This is a genomic window from Streptococcus sp. 29887 (genome assembly GCF_032595075.1).
Lineage (GTDB): Bacteria > Bacillota > Bacilli > Lactobacillales > Streptococcaceae > Streptococcus > Streptococcus iners.
In genome coordinates this window covers 2,248,075-2,270,752 of the sequence record NZ_CP118735.1, presented here as the reverse complement: position 1 = coordinate 2,270,752, position 22,678 = coordinate 2,248,075, and the positions used below count along the sequence as shown (strand labels likewise).

Below are 22,678 nucleotides of genomic sequence, written 5' to 3'. Positions count from 1 at the left end.
TGTTCTTTTCTTGTGCATGCTAGCGAAAACTAGCAATTTCTAATGGTTTGTGGTAAAATGGCAGGCAGAGGTTAGTGATGAAAAAATTTCGGTTTTCGACAATTCATTTTGTCATGATAGGCGTTATCTTGTTTGGATTGGTGGCACTGATCCATCAATTTTCTCCAACAAGAGCCTTTACTATCTTTGCTCTGTTAGTGAGCTTAAGCGTATTGGTTGCCTTATTTATCTATCAAAAACATTCTTACGAATTTAGTGAGTTAGAACAAATTGAATATCTCAATCATCAGGCCAATTCGGGCTTGATGATGCTTCTGGATAAGATGCCGGTCGGAGTGATTAAGGTTCGGCCAGATAGCAATCAAGTGGAGTGGTTTAATCCCTTTGCAGAGCTTATTTTTGCTCAGGAAAATGGTGAGTTTGACCAGAAGAAGCTGCGTGAAATTATTGATGTGGGTCTGGATGAGGATCGTGTCTATGCCAATTTTTCTGGGAAAAGATACCTGGTTAACGTTGATTTTGATCATGGTTTGTTTTATTTCTTTGATGCTTCATCAGAGTATTCAGCGACAAATAGCTTAATCGGTAGTCGACCGGTTATCGGAATTATTTCTGTTGATAATTATGATGAACTCGAGGATACGGTGACGGATTCCCAGATTAGTCAGGTCAATTCATTTTTGGCTCAGTTTGTTTCTGATTTTTGCCACGACTATGGTATTTACTACCGCCGTGGTACCATGGATCGTTTCTACTTTTTCACGGATTATGCAGTCTTGGAGATGCTGATTGAAAATAAGTTCTCCGTCATTGATAAGTTCCGTGAAGAAGCTAAAAAATTGGAGTTGGGTTTAACGCTTAGTATGGGTCTGGCCTACGGTGATGGCAACCATTATCAGATTGGTCAGGTGGCCCTTCAAAATCTCAACATGGCTGAGGTTCGTGGAGGAGATCAGGTGGTTGTCAAGGAAAATGATGAGAGCAAGCAACCGCTTTTCTTTGGAGGTGGCTCAGCTTCGTCAGTAAAACGTACTCGTACTCGAACGCGTGCTATGATGACAGCCGTATCTGATAAGCTAAAATCGGTGGATACGGTCTTTGTTGTTGGCCACCGTAATTTGGATATGGATGCTCTAGGTTCATCAGTCGGTATGCAATATTTTGCTCAAAATATCATGAACAATGCCTACACAGTTTATAATCCTGATGAGATGGCACCAGATATTGCACGGGCCATTAAAAAGTTGAGTGATGAAAATTGTTCGAATCTGATTACTGTTGAGGAAGCCAAGAAAATGGTCACTTTCCAATCCTTGTTAATCATGGTTGACCATTCCAAGATTGGTTTGACCTTGGACAAGGAACTCTATGAGCAATTCAGTCAGGTTGTGATTGTGGACCATCATCGTAGGGACACAGATTTTCCAAGCAATGCTGTGCTGACTTATATCGAAAGTGGGGCTAGCTCAGCCAGCGAATTGGTGACGGAGTTGGTTCAATTCCAAAACGATAAGCGTCATAAGCTCAATCGTTTGCAATCCAGTTTGTTGATGGCTGGGATTATGCTGGATACCAAGAATTTCACTTCTCGGGTAACCAGTCGGACCTTCGATGTGGCTAGCTATTTGCGTACGCGTGGCAGTGATAGTCTTGAAATTCAGCAGATTTCAGCGACAGATTTTGATGCCTATCGTCAAATCAATGAGTTGATTTTACGTGGGGAGAAATTAGAGCCACATATTGTGATAGCTTGTGGTGAGGAAAACTTGGAGTATGACACGATCGTTCCTAGTAAGGCAGCCAATACCATATTGGATATGGCTGGCATTGAGGCAGTTTTTGTAGTTACCAAAAATGCCAAAGGTTACATAGCTATTTCCGCAAGAAGTCACAGCAAGGTCAATGTCCAACGGATTATGGAAGAAATGGGGGGCGGAGGTCACTTTAATCTGGCTGCAGCCCAGGTCTACGACCAAACCCTTGAACAAGTTAAGGAAAACCTCATCAGTAAAATTTATGAGGAAATAAAAGAAAGTTAGGTGAAGCAGATGAAAGTTATCTTTTTGGCAGATGTAAAAGGTCAGGGAAAAAAAGGTGAAATCAAGGAAGTTCCAACAGGTTATGCCCAAAACTTCTTGATTAAGAAAAATTTAGCTAAGGAAGCTACAACACAAGCAATCAGCGCTCTTCGTGGTCAAGAAAAGTCTAAAGCTAAGGCTCATGCGGAAATGATTGCAGAAGCAGAGGCTATCAAGGCCAAGTTGGCAGAAGAGGCTACTTTGGTGAAATTTGTTGAAAAAGTTGGTCCAGATGGTCGTACATTTGGTTCGATTACCAGCAAGAAGATTGCTGAAGAATTGGAAAAACAATTTGGTATTAAGATTGACAAACGTCATATCCAATTGGACCACCCAATTCGTGCCCTTGGTTTGATTGATGTTCCTGTCAAAATCTATCAAGATGTGACAGGTGTTATCAATTTGAGTATTAAAGAAGCTTAGAAGAGTTATTATTATCAGTAAGGAGGTGAAATCTTGGCAGACTTAGATGAATTGCGGGTGCAACCGCAGGATATTTTGGCTGAACAGTCGGTCTTGGGAGCTATTTTCCTTGATGAAGGCAAGTTGGTCTTTGTCCGTGAATACATTGAGGCAGAGGATTTTTTCAAGCATGCCCATAAGCTGATTTTCAAGGCCATGATTGCCCTTTCTGATAAGAATGAGGCTATTGATGCGACCACCATGCGCAACTACCTGGTCAATCATGGTGATTTGGAGAATATCGGTGGTCTGGCTTACTTGGCTGAAATCATTAGTTCCGTACCGACGGCGGCCAATGCGGAATTCTATGCCAAGATTGTCGCTGAAAAGTCTAATCTCCGTAAGCTGATTGCTCGTTTGACGGATGCAGTTAATCAGGCTTATGAGGGGGCAGATGGTTCAGATGACATTATCGCCAATGCTGAAAAAGCCCTAATTGATGTCAGTGAAGGTGCCAGTCGAAGTGGTTTCAAGCGGATTGATGATGTTTTGAATATCAACTTTGACAATCTTGAAACCCGTGCCAAGCAGACATCGGACATTACAGGTATTGCGACTGGCTATCCTGCCCTTGATGCCATGACAACGGGTCTGCATGAGGAAGAGCTGATTATTCTTGCGGCTCGTCCTGCGGTTGGTAAGACGGCCTTTGCTCTCAATATTGCTCAGAATATTGGTACAAAATTAGGTTTGACCGTAGCCATCTTTTCTTTGGAGATGGGTGCGGAGAGCTTGGTGGACCGTATGTTGGCTTCTGAGGGTGTTATTAACTCGCGTTCCATTCGTACGGGTCATTTGACGCAGGAAGAGTGGAATAAGTATATGGTGGCTCAAGCTAATTTGGCACGGGCTAGCATTTACATTGATGATACGCCAGGTATCAAGATTACGGAAATCCGTTCGCGGTCACGTAAGTTGGCTCAGGAGACAGGCAATCTGGGCTTGATTTTGATTGACTATCTTCAGTTGATTACTGGAACGGGGCGGGAAAACCGTCAACAAGAGGTTTCGGAAATTTCCCGTCAGTTGAAGATTTTGGCCAAGGAATTAAAAGTTCCCGTTATTGCCCTCAGTCAGCTGTCCCGTGGAGTTGAACAGCGTCAGGACAAGCGTCCTGTTTTGTCTGATATTCGTGAATCGGGCTCTATCGAGCAGGATGCGGATATCGTTGCCTTCTTGTATCGTGATGATTACTATGAGCGCGGTGAGCAAGAAGATGGTGGCATTCCAAATAACACGGTTGAAGTGATTATCGAGAAAAACCGTTCCGGTGCGCGTGGTACGGTGGAATTGATGTTCCAAAAAGAATACAACAAATTTGCAAGTATTTCCAAGAGAGAGGATGGATAGAGAATGAGTGATGCATTTACAGATGTTGCTAAGATGAAGCAGATCAAACAAGATATTAAAGACCACGAGGGCCAGATTGTCGAGTTGACCCTTGAAAATGGTCGTAAGCGTGAGAAGAATAAGCAAGGTCGGATTACAGAAGTTTATCAGTCTTTGTTTATCGTTGAGTTTGAAGATCCAAACAATACGTTTGTGGAATCGTATACTTACTCGGATGTTTTGACGGAAAAGATTTTAATTCATTACTTGGATTAGGAATGGGAGCCTGTGATTGCAGGCTTTTTTGTATGATTTAACAAAACGATATATTGACTAAGATAAAGTAGTGTGTTATAATATTAGCACATAAAACGCTTTCAAAATTATTTTTATACTGGATAGAAAGGAGTTTATATGGAATTTCAATGGTTTACAGTTCTGGCTCTGTTTGCAGAAGGGCTCTTGTCTTTCTTATCACCCTGTGTACTGCCGATTTTACCCATCTATGTTGGTTTATTAGCAGGTGGAGCTGAGGGGAAAGAGGGAGAGAAGAAGGTTCTCGTCAATACGCTAAGTTTTGTAGTTGGGATTGCTCTGACCTTCTTCTTATTGGGATTTGCCTCTAGTTTGCTGAGTAGGGTCTTACAAGCAAATGCTCAAGTCTTGCAGATTATCAGTGGTCTATTGATTGTGCTGATGGGAATTTTGCAGTTGGGTTGGTTCAATATTCCTATGTTAGAGCGTGAATTTTCTGCTAAAAATAAGGTGTACCAAGCGGGAAAACAGGTCACTCCATTTTTAGCTTTCCTGATGGGTTTTACCTTTAGTTTTTCTTGGACTCCATGTATTGGACCTATTCTGGCATCTGTTTTTATTTATGCTAGCAGTCAGCAGGGTTGGTTGAGCGGTATCTTGCTGTTGGTCTATTGTCTTGGCTTTATTCTTCCCTTTATTTTGGTTGCCTTCTTTTCTCAGAAAATGTTGGCTTTCTTCAAGAACAATCGGCACTATTTGGCTTGGACCAAGCGTATTTCAGGCTATTTATTGCTCTTGATAGGCTTGAGTATTTTAACAGGTTTCTTCCAGCAATTTGTGCGTTTTTTCCACTAGGATAGAAAGGATTTGTTTATGAAAAAGTTGGTATCGATTGTCGTTTGCTTACTTGTTTCTTGCTTTGTTTTGACTGCCTGCTCCCTTTTACCATTGGTCAGTCCATCTTCTACTGAGTCGACTTTACAGGCAAATCAACCAGTCACGCTAGATTTTTCCCTAAAGGATAAGGATGGGAAGGATGTCAATCTAGCAGATTACAAGGGGAAAAAGATTTACATCAATGTTTGGGCAACCTATTGTGGTCCTTGTCAGAGGGAAATTCCTGAATTGGAGGAAGTTTACCAAGAGTACAAGGATAAGGAAGATTATGTTTTCTTGTCTATCACGTCACCTAAGGATGCCGAGTTTGCGAATACCAATCCATCCGATGTGAGCAAGGATGAGATCTTGGAGAAGGCTAGTGAGTTAGGAGCGACCTATCCAGTCTTATTTGATACCAAGGATCAGGCTATGACACATTTTGGTATTGCTGCTTTTCCGACACATATCCTTATCAATAGTGATGGAACCCTCAAGGTTTCTTTTGTAGGACAGGTTCAAAAGGATAAGCTGGTTGAATTATTGGAAGAAATGCAATAAGAACGATGAAAAAGGCTTTACAGAGCCTTTTTTTTGTGCTATACTAACCTTTGTGCGAAATAACAGCAGGGCAAAATGAAGCTCGTCAACAGAAGGTCAGCAAGAAGAGTAATCGTTGCTGTTTCGATGAAGGCCTCCTGCACGAATCAGGTTTGCTTAAAACGTTATTTCCTACAAATAATTTTTATATTTTATTTTTAGGAGGACATAACACATGTCACGTTATACAGGACCATCTTGGAAACAAGCTCGTCGTCTTGGCTTGTCATTGACAGGTACAGGTAAAGAATTGGCACGTCGTAACTACGTACCAGGTCAACACGGACCAAACAACCGTTCTAAATTGTCAGAATACGGTTTGCAATTGGCTGAGAAACAAAAATTGCGTTTCTCTTACGGTTTGGGTGAAAAACAATTCCGTAACTTGTTCGTACAAGCTACTAAAATCAAACAAGGTACTCTTGGTTTCAACTTCATGCTTCTTTTGGAGCGTCGTTTGGACAACGTTGTTTACCGTCTTGGTTTGGCAACTACTCGTCGTCAAGCACGTCAATTCGTAAACCACGGTCACATCCTTGTTGATGGCAAACGCGTTGATATCCCATCATTCCGCGTTGAAGTTGGTCAAGTTATCTCAGTTCGTGAGAAGTCAATCAAAGTTCCAGCTATCCTTGAAGCTGTTGAAGCAACTCTTGGCCGTCCAGCTTTCGTATCATTCGATGCTGAAAAGCTTGAAGGTTCATTGACTCGCTTGCCAGAACGCGACGAAATCAACCCAGAAATCAACGAAGCTCTTGTCGTAGAATTCTACAACAAAATGCTCTAAGATAAGACTTTATATCGTAAGAAGCCTACAGCAGTGGGCTTTTTGCTTTGTCTTAAAATGTTGATTTCTGGGTTTGCTCCCCTTTTTGTCGCCTCTGAGGAGATAGTGGAATAATCTAAGTAATGTCAGTTGGACAAAAATGTCCTGTATAAAGAACTCCCTTTTCGATAAACTTAAACCATCAAACAAAGGAGATAGGATGATGGAATTTGAAAAGGTGTATGATAGCGTAAAAGGGATTGTCAACAAGGCTCGTAAAGAGTTTTATATCAAACTGTGGGACAGAGATGATTGGGAACAAGAAGGCATGATGACTTTGTTCGAACTATTGGAAGAGCAGCCTTGGTTGATTGGGGAAAGAGTTCAGCTGTATTGTTATTTCAAGGTTAAATTCCGAAATCGGGTTAAGGACCGAGTTCGCAGACAGGAAAGTCAGAAGCGCAAGTTTGACCGTTTGCCTCATGAAGATATTCACGACCTATCACATCTCATCCAATCACCTGGTTTGGTTAATGACGAGCTATTGATGTTGAGAGGTGCCTTGAGAGATTATCGGAAAAATTTGTCTATGGACCAATTGGAAAATTACGAAAAACTCATCAGTGGTCAGAGTTTCAATGGTCGCAAGAATATGCTTCGGGATTTGCAAGAACACTTAAAGGATTTTTGTTGAAGAAGATACGATGATAGGAGGTTACAAAAGTTATCCACAGAACATTCTAGAAATCCACAACTTATCCACAGGTTGTGAATAAGTTTGCCTTGAAAAATAATTATGCTCTGCAACTTTCCTGAAAATGTGATAAAATAGTAACAAATTGTGTCAAATGGAGAGAAAGATGACCTTACTAAGCATTGCCATACCGAGTTATAATTCGGAGGCCTACCTTCATTACTGTGTTCATTCCCTTGTAATGGGTGGGGACAAGGTTGAGATTCTGATTATTAACGATGGTTCAACAGACCGAACTCAGGAAATCGCAGAGGAACTTGCCAATCAATTTTCAAATGTGCGAGCTATCTATCAAGAGAATAAGGGCCATGGCGGAGCTGTAAATACAGGGATACGTGAGGCCAAGGGTAAGTACTTTAAAGTCGTGGATTCAGATGACTGGGTCGATACCAGAGCCTATTTGAAGATTTTGGAAAGTTTACAGGCTTTGGAAGAAGCAAATACACCTGTTGATGCCTTCATTTCCAACTTTGTTTACGAAAAAGAAGGGCAATCTCGGAAGAAATCCATGTCCTATCAGGATGTCTTACCCGAAAATCGTATTTTCGGCTGGGAGGATGTAGGTGCCTTTTCCAAGGGTCAGTACATGATGATGCATTCCCTGATTTACAGGACTGATTTATTGCGTGAGGTTGGTCTCGTTCTACCAGAGCATACTTTCTATGTGGATAATATTTTCGTATTTACTCCTTTGCAGGCTGTGAAAACGATGTTCTATCTTCCAGTAGATTTTTATCGTTACTTTATTGGGCGAAATGACCAGTCTGTCAATGAATCCGTCATGATTAAGCGCATTGACCAGCAGTTGAAAGTCAATCGAATCTTGGTAGATAATTTAGACTTGGAGGCGGTTGACAATCCTGATTTACGAAGTTATTTGCTCAATCATGTGGAGATTACGACCATTATCTCCTGTGCCCTTCTCAATCGTGCTGGAACAGCTGAACATATGATGAAAAAGCAGGAATTATGGCACTATATTCGGGATAACAATCCCGCCCTTTTCAAGATTGTCCGCAATGGCTTGTTGGGGCAGTTGACCAATCTCTACGGTTACCCTGGTCGAAAAATTTCTAATGCTGTCTATAAAATCGCGAAAAGAATTTATGGTTTCAACTAAAACTCAGTTTCGGCTGAGTTTTTTCTTATCGGTCTTCTAGTTAGCAGTAGCTACTAAAAAAATAAGTAGGATAGTTGACATTTATAAACGACAAGTGTAGAATATTAGAGAAAGAAGAGAGGAATTCGAGTATGAATGAATTAAAACGTCTACCAGATACAGAATTTTCTGTACTAAGAACCATTTGGCACCTGCCAAATCCAGTGACCTCTGCTCAAATCATTAGTCATTTGGGTGAAGATAATCACTGGAAACCCCAAACCTTATTGACTATTCTTGCGCGCTTGACGGAAAAAGGTTTTTTGAAGAGTGAGCGAAATGGTCGGGAACGTCGTTATACAGCTATTGTGTCTGAAGAAGAATACATGGCGGTTGAAACATCAAATTTTTTAGACCGTTACCAAGGGAATTCCCTTGGTGGTTTGGTCAAAACCCTCTTCTCCTCCAATGCTTTGTCAGCCGATGAACTGGATGAGTTAAGGAGCTTGTTAAATAAATAATATATAGTTGGAGATTTGAAATGTCATCACTCATCTTACGCTTTTTCTTAATGAGCCTCTACAAATCGGCCTTGATATTAGTGGTTAGCGGCTTGTTTATCTTATTAAAAAACAGGGTTTCAGCTAGGGTTCGGTACTTGACCTGGTTGGCCTTGTTAGCCAGTCTGATTTTTCCTTTCAGACCTCGCTTTGGTTCGGGCTTGGTAACCATTGAACATAGTCCAAAAGCAGTATCAACTGTTGTTGAATCGACAGGCACCGTAGCTAGTTCGGCAACCAACAGCCAACCAAACTTATTGGATCTTTTCCTTGGTTTACCTTGGTTGCAGATTTTCTTGTTTGTCTGGTTCATAGGTTTTGTGGTGGTGATTGGACGTTCAATCTTTGCCTATATAAAATTCAGTAATCTTTTGAAGAGATGGGGGACGCCTATTTCTGATTTGAGAATTTTAGAAACTTTTTATATCATCAAAGAAGAGTTTGGAATCAAAAAGGATATTCGTCTGTTCCACTATCCACAGGTTTCTAGTCCCATGATTTTTGGACTGCGTCATCCCATTGTGCTTTTACCAGCGACAGACTATACAGATGAGGAACTGGATCTTATTTTTGAACATGAACTGACCCACTATAAGCATAGGGATATTTATGCCAATTTATTGGTTCTACTTGTGAAGGCCGCCCACTGGTTTAATCCAATTGTGGCCTTTGCCTGCAAGGAAGTACAGGAAGCTGCTGAGAGTTACTGTGACCATAGTGTTCTCAATCAGCGTGATCAAGCCTATCGTTCTTTTTATGGTGAAACTATTATCACCATGATCCATAAGAGCCAGCAGCCAGTTCTGCTTTCAAGCTGTTTCTATTCAAATAAGTTTAATCTCAAGCGTCGTATTATTGCGATTATGGATAATCGACTTCCTATGCGTTCACTTGGTTTATTGGTCACAACCTTTATGACCATGGCCTTGGTCTTTTCAGGTTCAATTTTCGTTGTGGCGATGACGGAAGATCAAGTCAATCAGGTCATTCAAGAGGAAGGTTTGACCGACAAGCAGGCCTTAGAAGCGGCACTAAAAGATCAAAAACTTAAGCAGACAGATGTCAAGGATGTGAAAGTGACAGAGGCATCGGATTACTGTTTGGTTGAATTTTCTAAGGGGGAAACACGTTACCATATCCAAGTCGATAAGTTGACCAAACAGGTAAGAAAAGTGGAAAAAGAAACTCTTGTGCCGCAGTCTTCTTCAATGACTACGAAAGCATCATCAACTTCTTCATCAGCTACGGTAACCAGCACAGTAAGTTCCGAAACAGCAACGACTACTACAGCTATAAATACTGGTAATGCAGGAGAAACTTCAAATGGTTCTGTAACTACTGATGTTCAAGCTCCAGCATCAAATGTAGCGGAAACACCAGTAGTGACGGAAACTCCGGCAACAAGTTATACCCCGGCTGAAACTAGCTACACCCCTCCAGCAACTTATACACCACCAGCAACGACCTACACACCTCCTGTTGATACAAGTGACGATGTAGACGACGATACGGATGATGTTGATACCAGTGATGATACAGATGATTCTGATGACTAATATCAAGCACCTCTGATAAAGAGGTGTTTTTTGATAGAATAGTACAGTGAAATTATTATGATAGTGAAATTGGATAAGCTATCATGGAAGTTTTTCACTCTCAGAAACCAGTCTTCAAAAAAAATTTTATTTTTTTGAGTTTTTAGGCTTGACAATTTAAAACGACAAGTGTAGAATATAATTATACTACAACTGTAGAAGAATGAGTGGGCGCCCACTCTATTCTAAAAATCAAAAAACTACAAATGTAGAAAAAACAATCATGGAGTTTATTATGAAACAGTTAAAAACATTGACATTTACAGCACTAGTAGCCGCTACTCTTGGTTTGCAACAAACAGCATCGGCTAGTCAAATCAAAACAATGGATGCAGCAAAATCAATCGTATTAAAAGATCTTGGTTTGAATGCTAGTCAAGTACGATTCAAGGATCTTGATTTTGAAAAAGGGATCTATGAAATTGATCTAGTTGCCAACAATGTGGAGTACGACTACGATGTCCAAGCTAGCACAGGAAAGATTATTAAGAAAAAGTCTAAAACTCTAGCACCTAAAAAGACTACTGTTAAACCAACTCAACCAACGAAACCGGCTGTAACAGTAAGGTTTTCAATGGAGCAGGCAAAAACAATTGCCCTGAAGGATGCAGGTTTGACAGCTAATAAGGTTCGCTTCAAAGAAGTAGATCTTGAGAAGGGTGTTTATGAAGTGGATTTTGTGGCAAATAACCTTGAATATGAATATGATATCAATGGTTTAACGGGCAAGATTATCAAGAAAAAGACAAAAGTAGTCGCTGTAAAACCAGCAACTCCGCAGAAAAAACCAGTTGTAGTCACACAGCCTAAGAAAGTGGCAGTAGTGCCAACACTTTCAGTAGAACAAGTGAAGACTATTGTCTTGAAAGATTTAGGCTTGGCAGCAGCTAAAGTTCGCTTTAAAGAGATTGACCTTGAGAAAGGCATCTATGAGGTTGAAGCCCTTGCCAACAACTCTGAATATGACTACAAGATTAATGGAACAACAGGTCAAATTATTAAGAAAAAAGTAGAAGCAAAGAAAAGCTGGTAATAGATAGGGAGAGTGGGAAGTGAGCCACTCTTCTCTTATCACTCAAAACGACAATTGTAGAAAAAGGGAATAAGATGAAAGAAACAGTACAGACCAAATTTAAACGAATCGAAACAAAATATATCCTTGATCGCCATCAACTAGCAGCGGTTATGGCAGAGCTTCAGGCTCATGTAGTCAAAGATGATTACCCAACTTCAACCATTACCAATATATATTTTGATACAAATGAATATCGAATGATTCAAGATTCTGCGGAGCGTCTGTGGAAGCGTGAGAAAATCCGTATGCGGACCTACGATGCTCATCCACATGCAGATAGCCAGGTCTTTTTAGAAATCAAGAAAAAAGAAAATGGCGTTGGCTTGAAGGATCGCTTGACCTCAAAGCCAGCATCGGTCTTGAAATTTATGAGCCATAACCTAGTTGATGAAAGCATTAGCAATCCAGTGCTTTTGGAAACAATGGCAGAGCTTCGAGAGCGTTACGGCAAGATTGAGCCGATGATGTACATTTACTATGATCGTTTTTCAATGAAAGGGATTGAGGATAAGAAGGTTCGCATCACTATTGACCAAAATATCCTTTATCGTCATTACGATGTGGATTTGTTTGCAGGAAAATATGGTTATCCTTTGCTAGAGGATGATCAAGTCATTATGGAAATCAAGGTGCCTGAAACCTACCCTGAATGGCTTCAAGCCATTATTGATCAGTATGGTCTGGAGCGCGTGTCATTTTCTAAATATGGGACAGCCCACCGTAAGTTAGTAGAAAGTCAAGAAGAGGATAGTATCTTTGAAAGAGCAATTGTTTAAAAGTATCTTTGAAAGCAATACAGGGCCTGCAGAGCCTTCTATGCTGGCAACCAGTTTAGTGGTCAGCTTGGTTCTAGGTCTGATTATTGCCGTAGTTTATAAATACAAAACCCTTTATTCTAAGGAATTTGTGATTACCTTGACGGTTCTCCCAGTTCTCATGACCATGATTATTTTTATGGTCAATGGAAACTTGGGAACCAGTGTGGCGATTGCAGGGACCTTTGGGATGATTCGTTTTCGTTCGGCAGCAGGTGGAGCTAAGGAACTCTTGATGGTCTTTATTGCAACAGGTATTGGCCTGGCCTGCGGTATGGGATTTATCATCCTAGCAACGATTTTTACGCTCTTTGTTTGCCTAGTCTTGCTATTCTTGGAAAATTCTTCCTTTGCGGCAGTTAGTCAAACCAGACGGAATATCACTATTCGAGTTCCAAGGGAGTTGGATTATGAACTGCTGTTTGAAGCTACTTTTATCAATGCTTGTAAGTATGTAGAATTGGTCAGCATTAAGAATATTAAAAAAAGCAATAGTCTGGAATTAGTCTACAATGTTGATTTGGATTCGAATTTGTCCGACAAACAGGTGATTGATACCTTGCTCAGTATCAATGATTCGATTGAGATTAGCATTAGCAAGTTGGCACAAAAGAAGAAAACCTTATGAGAGGGTGAGAGATTGGCGACAATCTCTTTTTTCGTATATAATGAAGTCAGAAGAGGAGGCAAGTATATGCAAAGATTAGGACAAACTGGACTGGAAGTATCGCGAATTGGTCTTGGCTGTATGCGAATGGCAAGTTTGAGCGAGAAGGAAACAGCCCAGGTCTTGAAAACAGTCCTTGAACAAGGAATTAACTTTTTCGATCATGCGGATATTTATGGTCAGGGAGAATCTGAAATTCGTTTTGCCCAGGGTGCAAAACTGGCAGGCCTCAAGCGTGAGGACATGATTCTCCAGTCCAAATGTGGTATTCGTAAGGGCTATTTTGATTTTTCAAAGGACTATATCTTGGAGTCTGTGGACGGCATTCTCAAGCGTTTAGATACAGATTATCTGGATGTTTTGGCTCTTCACCGTCCAGATGCTCTGATGGAAGCAGAGGAGGTGGCAGAAGCCTTTTATCTCTTGAAAAAAGCAGGGAAGGTTCATCATTTCGGCGTCAGCAACCAGAATATCTACCAAATGGAATTACTTCAGTCCTATCTGGACCAGCCCCTAGCGGTCAATCAGCTCCAACTTTCGCCAGCTCATACTCCTTTGATAGATGCAGGACTCCATGTCAATATGAAAGACGATGCTGCAACCATGCGGGATGGAGGTTTGATTGATTATTGCCAGCTCAAAAAAATCACTATTCAGGCTTGGTCACCTTTTCTGATTGATTTGCAACGAGGTATTTTCGCCAACCATCCCGACTATGCTCTTTTAAATCAGACCATTGGGGAAATAGCAGAGCGGTACCATGTTTCACATGAAACCATTGTCGTTGCTTGGATATTGCGCCATCCAGCGAAAATTCAAACCATTGTAGGTTCCATGAATTCAGATCGCCTGACCAAGATTGCTCAAGCTAGCCAGATTACTTTAACTAGACAAGAATGGTACGAGATTTACAGAAGTGCAGGCAACATTTTGCCATAGGAGGAATGTATGAAGTGGGAAATTAAAGAATTTGACCAACTTAGTTTACAGGAACTTTACACTATCTTGACACTTCGGACCAATGTATCAGTCATTTAGTTTTTCTTTTATTACTTCGACGGACGAGGAAACTCCGTTTCCTTATTTCCAACTTCAAACACTCCACTGGAGTGTTTGAACTCACTTTACCGTACTTTGTAGAAGTAACTTGCTTCGCAAGTGCTATCTCCAACCTTGTACAGTCACTCGACTGTACAAGCAGCTTGCAGCTCGTTGCCTCGTACTAAAAGTAAACTAAAAGACTTAATTTGTGCTTGAACAAGCCTGTCCCTATCCTGAAGTTGCTGGAAAGGATCCAAACTGTCTTCATCTTTTAGGTATAGACAATGGGGAGTTGGTGGCTTATTTGAGAATATTGCCGGCTGGTCTAAGTTATGATGAAGTTTCCATCGGTCGTGTGGTCATCAAGCCAAGTCATCGTGGTAAAGGATTGGGTCGGCCAATGATGGAACAAGCTATCCATTACATTACAAATGAATGGAAAGAAAGTCAGATTAAAATTGGGGCCCAAGCCTATTTGGAAAAATTCTATCAATCGCTTGGCTTTAAGCCAGTTTCTGAAGTATATTTGGAGGATGATATTCCGCATTTGGATATGCTATACAGCAAACCAGTCAACTAGGGCTGGTTTTTCGATTTTTTCTCGGCAATTTCTCCCAAAAATCAGCTATTTTATGGTAGAATGAATAGGTATAAAATCAGTAAAAGAGGAAGAAAATGAAACGTTCTATGTATGCTGGACGTGTTCGTAAGGAGCATGTCGGACAGGAAATTACTTTGAAAGGTTGGGTTGGCCGCCGTCGTGACTTGGGTGGCTTGATTTTCATCGACTTGCGTGACCGCGAAGGTATTATGCAATTGGTCATCAATCCAGAACTTGTAGACCAAGATCTCATGGCAACTGCTGAAAGCCTCCGCAGTGAGTTTGTTATCGAAGTAACAGGAACGGTTGTGGAGCGTGAGCAAGCCAACGACAATATTCCAACAGGAGCGGTTGAACTGCAAGTAACCAGCTTGACAGTGCTTAATACAGCTAAGACAACGCCATTTGAAATCAAGGATGGTATTGAAGCCAGTGACGATACACGTTTGCGCTATCGCTATTTGGACCTTCGTCGTCCAGAAATGCTTAACAACTTCAAATTGCGTGCAGCTGTAACCCACAGCATTCGTAACTACCTAGACGAGCTTGAATTTATCGATGTGGAAACGCCAATGTTGACCAAGTCAACGCCAGAAGGTGCGCGTGACTACTTGGTACCTTCTCGTGTGTCAAAAGGTCACTTCTATGCCCTTCCACAAAGCCCACAGATTACTAAGCAGCTATTGATGAATGCTGGTTTTGACCGTTATTACCAAATCGTTAAGTGTTTCCGCGACGAAGATTTGCGTGGGGACCGTCAACCTGAGTTTACACAGGTTGACTTGGAAACTTCATTCTTGACTGAAGTTGAAATCCAAGACATCGTAGAAGGCTTGATTGCTAAGGTCTTGAAAGATACCAAAGGAATCGATGTGACCTTGCCATTCCCACGTATGTCCTATGACCATGCTATGAACTTCTATGGTTCAGACAAGCCAGATACTCGTTTTGAGATGCTTTTGCAAGACTTGACAGATACTGTCAAGGAAGTTGACTTCAAAGTCTTCTCAGAAGCACCTGTTGTAAAGGCTATTGTGGTCAAAGGTGCGGCGGATAGCTACTCACGTAAAGACATTGATAAATTAACAGAATACGCCAAACAATTTGGTGCTAAGGGACTTGCTTGGGTTAAAGTAGACAAGGGAGAATTAACTGGTCCAGTTGCCAAGTTCTTGACAGACATTACAGCAAACTTGACAGCAAGTTTACAGTTAGAAGACAAGGATTTAGTCCTCTTTGTGGCAGATGAATTGGAAGTAGCCAATAATACCTTGGGTGCCTTGCGCAACCGTTTGGCCAAGGAACAAGGATTGATTGACGAAAGTAAGTTCAACTTCCTTTGGATTGTGGATTGGCCGATGTTTGAGTGGTCTGAAGAAGAAGGTCGTTACATGAGTGCCCACCACCCATTCACCTTGCCAACGGAAGAAACAGCTCATCATTTGGATGGTGATTTGGCACAAGTACGTGCGGTTGCCTATGACATTGTTCTAAACGGTTATGAGCTTGGTGGCGGTAGCCTTCGTATCAACCAGAAAGAGATGCAGGAGCAGATGTTCAAGGCACTTGGCTTCTCTGCAGAGGATGCCCATGAGCAGTTTGGTTTCTTGCTAGAAGCTATGGACTATGGTTTCCCACCACATGGTGGATTGGCTATCGGTTTGGACCGTTTTGTCATGCTCTTGGCTGGTGAGGACAACATCCGTGAAGTGATCGCCTTTCCAAAGAATAACAAGGCATCTGATCCGATGACACAGGCACCAAGTACGGTTGCATCAGCTCAATTAGAGGAATTGGCTTTAGACATTACACTTGAAAATGAATAAATTTTTCAGAAAACAGCGTGTACGCTTTCTACGTTTGGCTAAGAAGAATAAATTTTGGTCAGTTATTTCGGGAATTTCTCGAGAAAAATATGCAGAACGGATATCGGGGTCCATTATTTATGGGCTCCTATCTAGTATTGCGGTGAATTTTTTCTTTCGACCAGGGAATGTCTATTCATCAGGAGTAACTGGTATAGCTCAGATAGTTTCTGCCTTAGCTGCTTCTTATGCGGGTTGGGATTTACCAATCGCTGTGGTATATTATGCCCTCAATATTCCCTTGCTCGTTATAGCCTGGTATAAAATTGGCTACAAATTTACTATTTTTACCTTTATCACTGTATCTCTTAGCTCCTTGTTTATTCAGTTTATGCCTCCGGTCACACTGACAACTGATCCTCTGGTCAATGCGATTTTCGGTGGGCTTATGCTCGGTACAGGAATTGGTTTTGCCCTTAGGAATAATGTATCTAGTGGTGGAACTGATATTGTTTCCATTCTTATTCGAAAGAAAACAGGGCGACAGGTTGGCTCCATTTCTCTGATTGTCAATATTATGATTATGCTGATAGCGGGGATGACATTTGGCTGGAAGTATGCCCTGTATTCCATGGTGGCACTTTTTATCTCTAGTCGGATGACAGATGCTATTTTTGTCAAGCAAAAGCGGATGCAGGCTATGATTATTACCAATCAACCAGACCGAGTTATTAAACAAATTCACAAGAAACTCAATCGCGGTGTGACTATCATCAATGGTGCGGAGGGTGCCTACAATCATGAGCAAAAGACTGTTTTGATTACCATTATCACTCGTGCGGAGTTTAGTGAATTTAAGCAAATTATGAAAAAAGCAGACCCAAGAGCTTTTGTATCTGTCGCGGACAATGTCAATATTATCGGGTATTTTGTGGAGAGTGAGTAGGATGAAGAAAAAAATCTATCTGGTATATATCAGTTTGAGTGGCAATACGGAAAGTTTTGTAAAACGTTTGAAGTCCTTTTTTCAATTTCAAACTGATTGGGACCTTGAACTGGTTCATGTCAAAGACCTGGTTAAGCAGGATATTCCTTTTTATCAACTCGACGCGCCTTTTGTGGCTTTTCTACCAACGTATTTAGAAGGTGGGAATGGAGTGGATAATGGAGATGTGGAGATTTTGACCAATCCTTTAGGTGATTTTATTGCTTTTGAGAACAATGCGGAGCTCTGTTTGGGTGTTGTTGGTTCAGGCAATCGAAATTTCAACAACCAGTATTGTCTGACTGCCAAGCAGTATTCTGAGCGCTTTGGATTCCCTGTTATTGATACCTTTGAACTTCGTGGTATGCAGAATGATATTGAACGCATTGGTCGGAAAATCATAGAATTGATGTGAAATCTTCAACCCAGTCAAACGCTGGGTTGTTTTTTGGTACACAAAAAACTCACCAGCAAAACTGGTGAGTTTTAAGGAGATTTATGAAAAATATTTAGGAGTGACTATAGTATAGCCTATATTTCTTTCGCTAACATCCGTCTTAGGTCCTATTTATCTTCCAAAATACAAATACTTTGTCCAGCAAGGGTAATTTGCTGGGCTTTTTTATCGTCAACTGGTGGGAAGTTGAAGCGAATGGTTTGCTCTTTTTCGTTTTCGAAAACAAAATCGCTGTCAGCAAAGTTGATAATGAACTGGATAGTCTTGTCGCCATTTGTGACTTGATAGCGGAGGACATACTCGGTCAGCCAGTAGAAATCACAGGTTTCTTGAATGGTTTCATAGCTGTCCTGACTTAGAATTGGATTGTTCTTACGGAAGGCAATCAATTCTTGGATAAACTCGATATGTTCCTTATAGTGAACAGCCCGTGTCCAGTCTAGTCGATTGATTCTATCCGGAATATTGTAAGTATTATCAATCTCATCTTTGGTACGGAAGAATTCTTGTCCGCTATGGATAAAGGCCATTCCTTGAGAAATGAGGACCAATTGTAGCCCAAAGCTAGCAGCTCGTTTTTGTTGCTGAGGTGTCCAGTCTGGATGTTCAATATGGAAGTAGTCAAAGGCTGTCGCATTGTCATGACACTCGATGTAGTTAAGTGACTGTTGCGGTGTGATGAAGTGGCTGTAGCGACTTCCAGTCAGGAGATGTTGCACTTTTTCGTGTAGTTGTTTGTCAACTAGACGGGTAGGGTTGAGCAAGAGTTTCTTAAAGGTATCACGATAGTCATCGTTGAAGAAACTTACTTCTGGAAGCTGGTCTGCATTGTACTGGTGGGCTAGTTTTTCATAGTCTAGACCAGTTGCCATCTTCCAACCTTCGCCATAGAGATAGATATTTGGATGAATGGCTGACAATTCCTCTTGGATTTGGTTGATGGTTTGGCTGTCCAAAATCCCCATCAAGTCGAAACGGAAGCCATCAAAACCATAGATACTGGTCCATTGGCGGAGGGATTGCTTGATGTAGTTACGGACCATGCTGCGTTCGCTAGCGACATCGTTGCCGCAAAAGGTTCCATCCGTCCGCATACCATGCTCGTTGTAACGGTAGAAATAACCAGGGACAATTAGCTCGAATGCGTATTTCTCAGCATGATAAACATGGTTGTAAACAACGTCCATATTGACGGAAATATCTGCATCGTGATAGGCTTGAATGGCTTCCTGGAGTTCTAAAATACGAGCATAGGGGTCGTTTGGTAGGCTGGAGAAGGAGCCTTCTGGCAGGTTGTACTGCATAGGGTCGTAGCCCCAGTTATAAACAGCCTGGGGTTTGTTTTCATCCACACTACCAAAATCATAAACAGGAAGAAGCTGAATATGGGTAACGCCCAGATTTTTGATATAGTCCATTCCTAGTTTCATACCGTCCAAGACAGGTGATTCGGTCAGACCGAGGAATTGACTACGGTGTTTGAAGCCAGCTTCTGTCTGCCAAGAGAAGTCGCGGACACTCATTTCATAGACAATAGCTTGAGAAATCGGTCGTTGGGTCTTGGCGCGACGAACCTTATGAAGTTTATTTGGGTTGATGACATAGCTATCGCCAGAGTTTGCCTTGGATGAAAGGGCGTAGGGGTCATGAACAGAAGTCCACTCGCCATTGACTTTGTGGAGATAGTGGTAGCTTTGACTGTCCAAATCTCCCTCTACTGTGACCTGCCAGACACCTTTTGAACCCTTTGTCATAGCATATGGTGTCCCTTCAAGGACTAAAAATACCTGCTTGGAGATAGGTGCCCAGAGTTTGAAACTTGTGGACTGAGGGCTATAAGTTGCCCCCAAATCACTGCCATCATAGGTATAGTTTTGTTCGAAAATAGCAGAGCGGACAATATGACCATAGCCTAGTTCCGTTTTATTGCGGTCTTGATCGTAAATGGCATAGTCCTTGTCCAAATTTAAGGCGTGTAGGCTGGTCAGATAGTAGAGAACCAGGTTTTCTACCTCTAGACAGGAATGAATGAAAAGTTGAGATGTGGCATCGTCGGACTCGAGGGAAAAACTCATGTGCTCGGTATCAAATCGTTTTTCCATAACCAAGCGAATAGTAGCTACATCATCTAGAAATGCTTGAAATTGTCGTAATGCCATGAGCCGAACGGCTCCTTTCTAAGTTAAAGTTCAGTAATGGTATGTGGAATGACACGGCGGTAGCAAACCTGCTTGTCATCCTTGTTGTCACTGATGATTTGGTGAAGGGTGTTGAAGGCTACGCGTCCTAGCTTGATGGCGTGGACATCGACATAGGCTTCAATATCTAATTTTGGTTTGACAGAGTCAAAGGAGATGATAGGGAGTTTTGTACCGACTTCGTTGAGGTATTTGACAATCCCTTCTGCCACCATGGTATCGGTTGTGACGATAGCATCAATCTCTTGTTTGAGTAATTTTTTGGAAATCTTGTAGGAACTGTCTTCCAATAGGAAGCCTGAAACAAACTTGACCTTGTTTTCGTCAAGAGGGATATTATGAGATTTGAGGGCGTTTTTATAGCCTGAATAACGGTCTTGGGAAACGACCAGTTCCTTGTTACCAGCGACAAAGGCAATATTCTTGTAGCCCTTATTGATAAAGTAATTGGTCGCTTCAAATCCAGCCTGGATATTGTCATTATCGACTAGGGAGATAAATGGAGAATCTGCCTTACCGAGAATGAGGAAGGGAAACTTATGCTGAATGGCTAGCTGGACCAGTGGGTCATCTGGCTTGGAATAAAGGAAAATTAAACCATCAACCCGTTTTCCATAGACCATCTGAGAAATAGCTTCCAATCGTTGTTCTTCATTTTTTCCCGTAGAAATCTGGATTGCATAATTGTGGTCAGCAGCCACCTGTGAAATACCACGCAGGGCTGTCGGGAAGAAAGGGTTTTGGTAGAAGACATCAGAATCTTCAGGAAGTACCAAGCCAATCACCTGAGTGTAGCTGGAAACCAGACTACGAGCATTGAGATTGGGGTGGTAGTTGAGGTCAGCCATAGCCTTTCTAACTAGGTCTTTGGTTTTTTGACTAATAGCAGAGCTGTTTTGAATGACTCGGGTAACGGTAGAAGGTGAAACACCTGCTAACTTAGCGACGTCTTTAATGGTAGCACGCATAGGAACCTCCTAAATCCCATCTCTGAATTTGGTTTTGAAAAATACCCAAATCAATACTATCACAAAGAGGATATTTTGAACAGTCAAAACAGTTGTAACAGGCTGCCCAAAAATCCCAATCAGGCAGGCTAAAATGGTTGGTAGTCCCAAGCAATGCAGGGAGAAATTGAAACATTCTTTAAAGGTATGAAAATGGAAGAAACGGGATTTTTTAGTCAGGTAGAGAAAGCCACTTGCACCCAGCAGAATAAAGAGGAGATTGGTGGCCAAAATCATGGTCGATACCAAGGTAATGCTCAGACCAACTATTGCCCGATTGGCTTGGTACCAATTCTTTGAAAGGGCGGTGGTCAATCGTTCCCTACTTGAAAAATCAGCATTTGTCAGTCCATCGTAGCTGAGCTGGGTTAGGATATCCTGTCCTTTTCGAATGGTCAGACTTTGTTGGCCAAACTGGTAGGAGAAATCAGAGCTTGTAGGCACTGTTTCGCCAAAGGTAACCTGCTCCCAGCTACTATTTCCTGTATAGGTGAATTGTCCATTTTCAATAGCTACATGTTGGCTAAGGTCATTCATGACATCCTCATTGAGCGGTTGATACACCCCTTCCACAAAATTTTCCAGAGGGTAGGTTTCCAAGCTGACTGTTTGAAGAGAACTGGGAATGACTAGGAGGGACACTAAAAAGAGCGTAGTAAATAGACCTTGCCAGACTTTCATCCATCTGCGGTTGGCAAACATTTTTCTAGGAGAAAAAATACTGGAAAAATAAGAGAATGGGTAGGGAATCATGTGTTGTACCTTTCATAAAAATTTTGGCTCTGTCTAAAAAGGGAAAAGGTGGGACAGGGTTATCCCTTGTCACCACCACTTGTTAAACCAGATACAAAGTTCTTTTGTAGGAAGAAGAATAGGATACTGATTGGGAGGGCGATGAGGATAGCACCTGCCGCGAAGTAGGCAATCTTCAAGTTTTTCACATCAGAGATGAAGGTTTGAAGACCGACTGCTACAGTATAAAATTCTTTTTCACGAAGCAAGAATTTGGATAGGATGTAATCTCCAAAAGGTCCCATGAAGGCCCAGAGTGCCTGTACAGCAATCATTGGACGAACAAGTGGAAGAACGATTTGCCAGAAACGTCTGAAGTGACCAGCACCGTCTAGTTTTGCAGATTCATCGAGAGAAATTGGCACTGTATCGAAATAACCTTTCATGAGCCATGCATTCATTGGGATACCACCACCCACATAAAGGAAGATGAGGAACCAACTCTGGTTGAGGGCATTGAGCATGAGGGCCATAACGAAGAAGGCTGTAAGGGCAGCCATTGTTGGCACCATTTGAATAATCAAGAAGAAAACCAAACTCTGTTTACGAGCGATGAAGTTATAACGGCTATAAGCATAACCAGCTAATACCACTATACTGGTTTGGATAAGCATTGTCAAGATTGCGATAATGAGCGTGTTGAGGTACCAGGTACCGTAGAGCGTTTCGCTAAATAGTCCTTTGAAATTGTCCAAAGTAAACTGGATTGGTTCCAGCTTGAAAGCTACCACGTTGCCTGATTTAAAGGCTGTCATGATGGTAATCAATAGAGGGTAGATAATGATGATAGACAGGGCAATCAGATAGAGATAGGTAAAAGTCTGATTGAGTATGCGTCTAGTTTTCACAGATACTTTCATC

General features: G+C 41.6%; 22 protein-coding genes and 1 pseudogene. 19 read left to right on the top strand and 4 right to left on the bottom strand.

From position 1 onward, the window contains the following. The first annotated feature begins 77 nt into the window (after nucleotides 1-77). The 19 genes and pseudogenes from PW252_RS11010 (at nucleotide 78) to nrdI (ending at nucleotide 17,778) form a co-directional block, all read left to right on the top strand. The gene (locus PW252_RS11010; protein ID WP_248049153.1) at nucleotides 78-2,039 is read left to right on the top strand and encodes a GGDEF domain-containing protein; all 1,962 of its coding nucleotides are present in this window, start codon (nucleotides 78-80) and stop codon (nucleotides 2,037-2,039) included. Nucleotides 2,040-2,048: 9 nt separating this feature from the next. After that, nucleotides 2,049-2,501: a 50S ribosomal protein L9 gene (rplI, locus tag PW252_RS11005; RefSeq protein WP_105125009.1), complete on the top strand. Its 453-nt coding sequence runs from the start codon at nucleotides 2,049-2,051 to the stop codon at nucleotides 2,499-2,501. A gap of 33 nt (nucleotides 2,502-2,534) precedes the next feature. After that, nucleotides 2,535-3,890 (top strand): replicative DNA helicase, encoded by a 1,356-nt coding sequence (dnaB, locus tag PW252_RS11000; RefSeq protein ID WP_105144111.1) that lies wholly within the window; start codon nucleotides 2,535-2,537, stop codon nucleotides 3,888-3,890. A gap of 3 nt (nucleotides 3,891-3,893) precedes the next feature. Further along, entirely contained in the window at nucleotides 3,894-4,145 is a 252-nt protein-coding gene (locus PW252_RS10995; RefSeq protein ID WP_105114079.1) for a Veg family protein, read from the top strand. Between the two features lie 138 nt (nucleotides 4,146-4,283). Then, on the top strand, nucleotides 4,284-4,979 hold the full coding sequence (locus PW252_RS10990) for a cytochrome c biogenesis CcdA family protein (protein WP_248049156.1): 696 nt from the start codon (nucleotides 4,284-4,286) through the stop codon (nucleotides 4,977-4,979). Nucleotides 4,980-4,997: 18 nt separating this feature from the next. Beyond that, nucleotides 4,998-5,561 (top strand): TlpA family protein disulfide reductase, encoded by a 564-nt coding sequence (locus PW252_RS10985; RefSeq protein WP_248049159.1) that lies wholly within the window; start codon nucleotides 4,998-5,000, stop codon nucleotides 5,559-5,561. Between the two features lie 214 nt (nucleotides 5,562-5,775). Continuing rightward, the gene (gene rpsD / locus PW252_RS10980) at nucleotides 5,776-6,387 is read left to right on the top strand and encodes a 30S ribosomal protein S4 (protein ID WP_024407736.1); all 612 of its coding nucleotides are present in this window, start codon (nucleotides 5,776-5,778) and stop codon (nucleotides 6,385-6,387) included. Between the two features lie 202 nt (nucleotides 6,388-6,589). After that, entirely contained in the window at nucleotides 6,590-7,060 is a 471-nt protein-coding gene (locus PW252_RS10975) for a sigma-70 RNA polymerase sigma factor region 4 domain-containing protein (RefSeq protein WP_316716864.1), read from the top strand. 166 nt (nucleotides 7,061-7,226) lie between these two features. After that, entirely contained in the window at nucleotides 7,227-8,240 is a 1,014-nt protein-coding gene (locus tag PW252_RS10970; RefSeq protein ID WP_248049166.1) for a glycosyltransferase family 2 protein, read from the top strand. A 131-nt stretch (nucleotides 8,241-8,371) separates the two neighbouring features. Beyond that, nucleotides 8,372-8,740 carry a BlaI/MecI/CopY family transcriptional regulator gene (locus PW252_RS10965; RefSeq protein ID WP_248049169.1) on the top strand — a complete coding sequence of 123 codons (369 nt, stop codon included), beginning with the start codon at nucleotides 8,372-8,374 and terminating at the stop codon, nucleotides 8,738-8,740. Nucleotides 8,741-8,760: 20 nt separating this feature from the next. Then, nucleotides 8,761-10,335, top strand: a complete 1,575-nt coding sequence (locus PW252_RS10960; RefSeq protein ID WP_248049172.1) for a M56 family metallopeptidase — start codon at nucleotides 8,761-8,763, stop codon at nucleotides 10,333-10,335. A 274-nt stretch (nucleotides 10,336-10,609) separates the two neighbouring features. Further along, on the top strand, nucleotides 10,610-11,407 hold the full coding sequence (locus tag PW252_RS10955) for a PepSY domain-containing protein (RefSeq protein WP_248049174.1): 798 nt from the start codon (nucleotides 10,610-10,612) through the stop codon (nucleotides 11,405-11,407). 74 nt (nucleotides 11,408-11,481) lie between these two features. Then, nucleotides 11,482-12,225 carry a polyphosphate polymerase domain-containing protein gene (locus PW252_RS10950; protein WP_248049178.1) on the top strand — a complete coding sequence of 248 codons (744 nt, stop codon included), beginning with the start codon at nucleotides 11,482-11,484 and terminating at the stop codon, nucleotides 12,223-12,225. After that, the gene (locus PW252_RS10945; protein WP_248033146.1) at nucleotides 12,206-12,892 is read left to right on the top strand and encodes a DUF4956 domain-containing protein; all 687 of its coding nucleotides are present in this window, start codon (nucleotides 12,206-12,208) and stop codon (nucleotides 12,890-12,892) included. The genes PW252_RS10950 and PW252_RS10945 overlap by 20 nt, the downstream gene beginning before the upstream one ends. 66 nt (nucleotides 12,893-12,958) lie before the next feature. Further along, nucleotides 12,959-13,870 carry an aldo/keto reductase gene (locus tag PW252_RS10940; RefSeq protein WP_248049182.1) on the top strand — a complete coding sequence of 304 codons (912 nt, stop codon included), beginning with the start codon at nucleotides 12,959-12,961 and terminating at the stop codon, nucleotides 13,868-13,870. Nucleotides 13,871-14,177: 307 nt separating this feature from the next. Then, nucleotides 14,178-14,552 (top strand): annotated as a pseudogene (locus PW252_RS10930) (GNAT family N-acetyltransferase); the annotation flags it as partial. A 95-nt stretch (nucleotides 14,553-14,647) separates the two neighbouring features. Further along, nucleotides 14,648-16,399 carry an aspartate--tRNA ligase gene (gene aspS / locus PW252_RS10925; protein ID WP_248049186.1) on the top strand — a complete coding sequence of 584 codons (1,752 nt, stop codon included), beginning with the start codon at nucleotides 14,648-14,650 and terminating at the stop codon, nucleotides 16,397-16,399. After that, nucleotides 16,386-17,324: a YitT family protein gene (locus tag PW252_RS10920; RefSeq protein WP_398582947.1), complete on the top strand. Its 939-nt coding sequence runs from the start codon at nucleotides 16,386-16,388 to the stop codon at nucleotides 17,322-17,324. The genes aspS and PW252_RS10920 overlap by 14 nt, the downstream gene beginning before the upstream one ends. A gap of 1 nt (nucleotide 17,325) precedes the next feature. Continuing rightward, a complete protein-coding gene (nrdI, locus tag PW252_RS10915) occupies nucleotides 17,326-17,778 on the top strand; it encodes a class Ib ribonucleoside-diphosphate reductase assembly flavoprotein NrdI (RefSeq protein WP_105144101.1) in 453 nt (150 codons plus the stop codon). A 149-nt stretch (nucleotides 17,779-17,927) separates the two neighbouring features. On the opposite strand, the gene pulA is transcribed toward nrdI, so the two are convergent. Genes pulA through PW252_RS10895 form a run of 4 tightly spaced genes read right to left on the bottom strand, consistent with a single transcriptional unit; the run spans nucleotide 17,928 to nucleotide 22,677 of the window. Next, nucleotides 17,928-19,979 (bottom strand): type I pullulanase, encoded by a 2,052-nt coding sequence (pulA, locus tag PW252_RS10910; protein WP_248049190.1) that lies wholly within the window; start codon nucleotides 19,977-19,979, stop codon nucleotides 17,928-17,930. A gap of 23 nt (nucleotides 19,980-20,002) precedes the next feature. After that, nucleotides 20,003-20,986 (bottom strand): LacI family DNA-binding transcriptional regulator, encoded by a 984-nt coding sequence (locus PW252_RS10905; protein WP_248049192.1) that lies wholly within the window; start codon nucleotides 20,984-20,986, stop codon nucleotides 20,003-20,005. Nucleotides 20,987-20,995: 9 nt separating this feature from the next. Beyond that, entirely contained in the window at nucleotides 20,996-21,778 is a 783-nt protein-coding gene (locus PW252_RS10900; protein ID WP_316716774.1) for a DUF1189 family protein, read from the bottom strand. Nucleotides 21,779-21,837: 59 nt separating this feature from the next. Beyond that, a complete protein-coding gene (locus PW252_RS10895; protein ID WP_105118824.1) occupies nucleotides 21,838-22,677 on the bottom strand; it encodes a sugar ABC transporter permease in 840 nt (279 codons plus the stop codon). Nucleotide 22,678: the final 1 nt, after the last annotated feature.

Bases quoted from the DNA above. Each gene is read 5' to 3' on its own strand.
- PW252_RS10985 (WP_248049159.1), top strand. From the start codon at position 4,998: ATGAAAAAGTTGGTATCGATTGTCGTTTGCTTACTTGTTTCTTGCTTT.
- nrdI (WP_105144101.1), top strand. From the start codon at position 17,326: ATGAAGAAAAAAATCTATCTGGTATATATCAGTTTGAGTGGCAATACG.
- PW252_RS10960 (WP_248049172.1), top strand. From the start codon at position 8,761: ATGTCATCACTCATCTTACGCTTTTTCTTAATGAGCCTCTACAAATCG.
- PW252_RS10900 (WP_316716774.1), bottom strand. From the start codon at position 21,778: ATGATTCCCTACCCATTCTCTTATTTTTCCAGTATTTTTTCTCCTAGA.
- PW252_RS10970 (WP_248049166.1), top strand. From the start codon at position 7,227: ATGACCTTACTAAGCATTGCCATACCGAGTTATAATTCGGAGGCCTAC.
- PW252_RS10995 (WP_105114079.1), top strand. From the start codon at position 3,894: ATGAGTGATGCATTTACAGATGTTGCTAAGATGAAGCAGATCAAACAA.
- PW252_RS10955 (WP_248049174.1), top strand. From the start codon at position 10,610: ATGAAACAGTTAAAAACATTGACATTTACAGCACTAGTAGCCGCTACT.
- aspS (WP_248049186.1), top strand. From the start codon at position 14,648: ATGAAACGTTCTATGTATGCTGGACGTGTTCGTAAGGAGCATGTCGGA.
- PW252_RS10895 (WP_105118824.1), bottom strand. From the start codon at position 22,677: ATGAAAGTATCTGTGAAAACTAGACGCATACTCAATCAGACTTTTACC.
- rplI (WP_105125009.1), top strand. From the start codon at position 2,049: ATGAAAGTTATCTTTTTGGCAGATGTAAAAGGTCAGGGAAAAAAAGGT.
- PW252_RS10965 (WP_248049169.1), top strand. From the start codon at position 8,372: ATGAATGAATTAAAACGTCTACCAGATACAGAATTTTCTGTACTAAGA.
- PW252_RS11010 (WP_248049153.1), top strand. From the start codon at position 78: ATGAAAAAATTTCGGTTTTCGACAATTCATTTTGTCATGATAGGCGTT.
- PW252_RS10905 (WP_248049192.1), bottom strand. From the start codon at position 20,986: ATGCGTGCTACCATTAAAGACGTCGCTAAGTTAGCAGGTGTTTCACCT.
- PW252_RS10950 (WP_248049178.1), top strand. From the start codon at position 11,482: ATGAAAGAAACAGTACAGACCAAATTTAAACGAATCGAAACAAAATAT.
- PW252_RS10940 (WP_248049182.1), top strand. From the start codon at position 12,959: ATGCAAAGATTAGGACAAACTGGACTGGAAGTATCGCGAATTGGTCTT.
- rpsD (WP_024407736.1), top strand. From the start codon at position 5,776: ATGTCACGTTATACAGGACCATCTTGGAAACAAGCTCGTCGTCTTGGC.
- PW252_RS10990 (WP_248049156.1), top strand. From the start codon at position 4,284: ATGGAATTTCAATGGTTTACAGTTCTGGCTCTGTTTGCAGAAGGGCTC.
- pulA (WP_248049190.1), bottom strand. From the start codon at position 19,979: ATGGCATTACGACAATTTCAAGCATTTCTAGATGATGTAGCTACTATT.
- PW252_RS10975 (WP_316716864.1), top strand. From the start codon at position 6,590: ATGGAATTTGAAAAGGTGTATGATAGCGTAAAAGGGATTGTCAACAAG.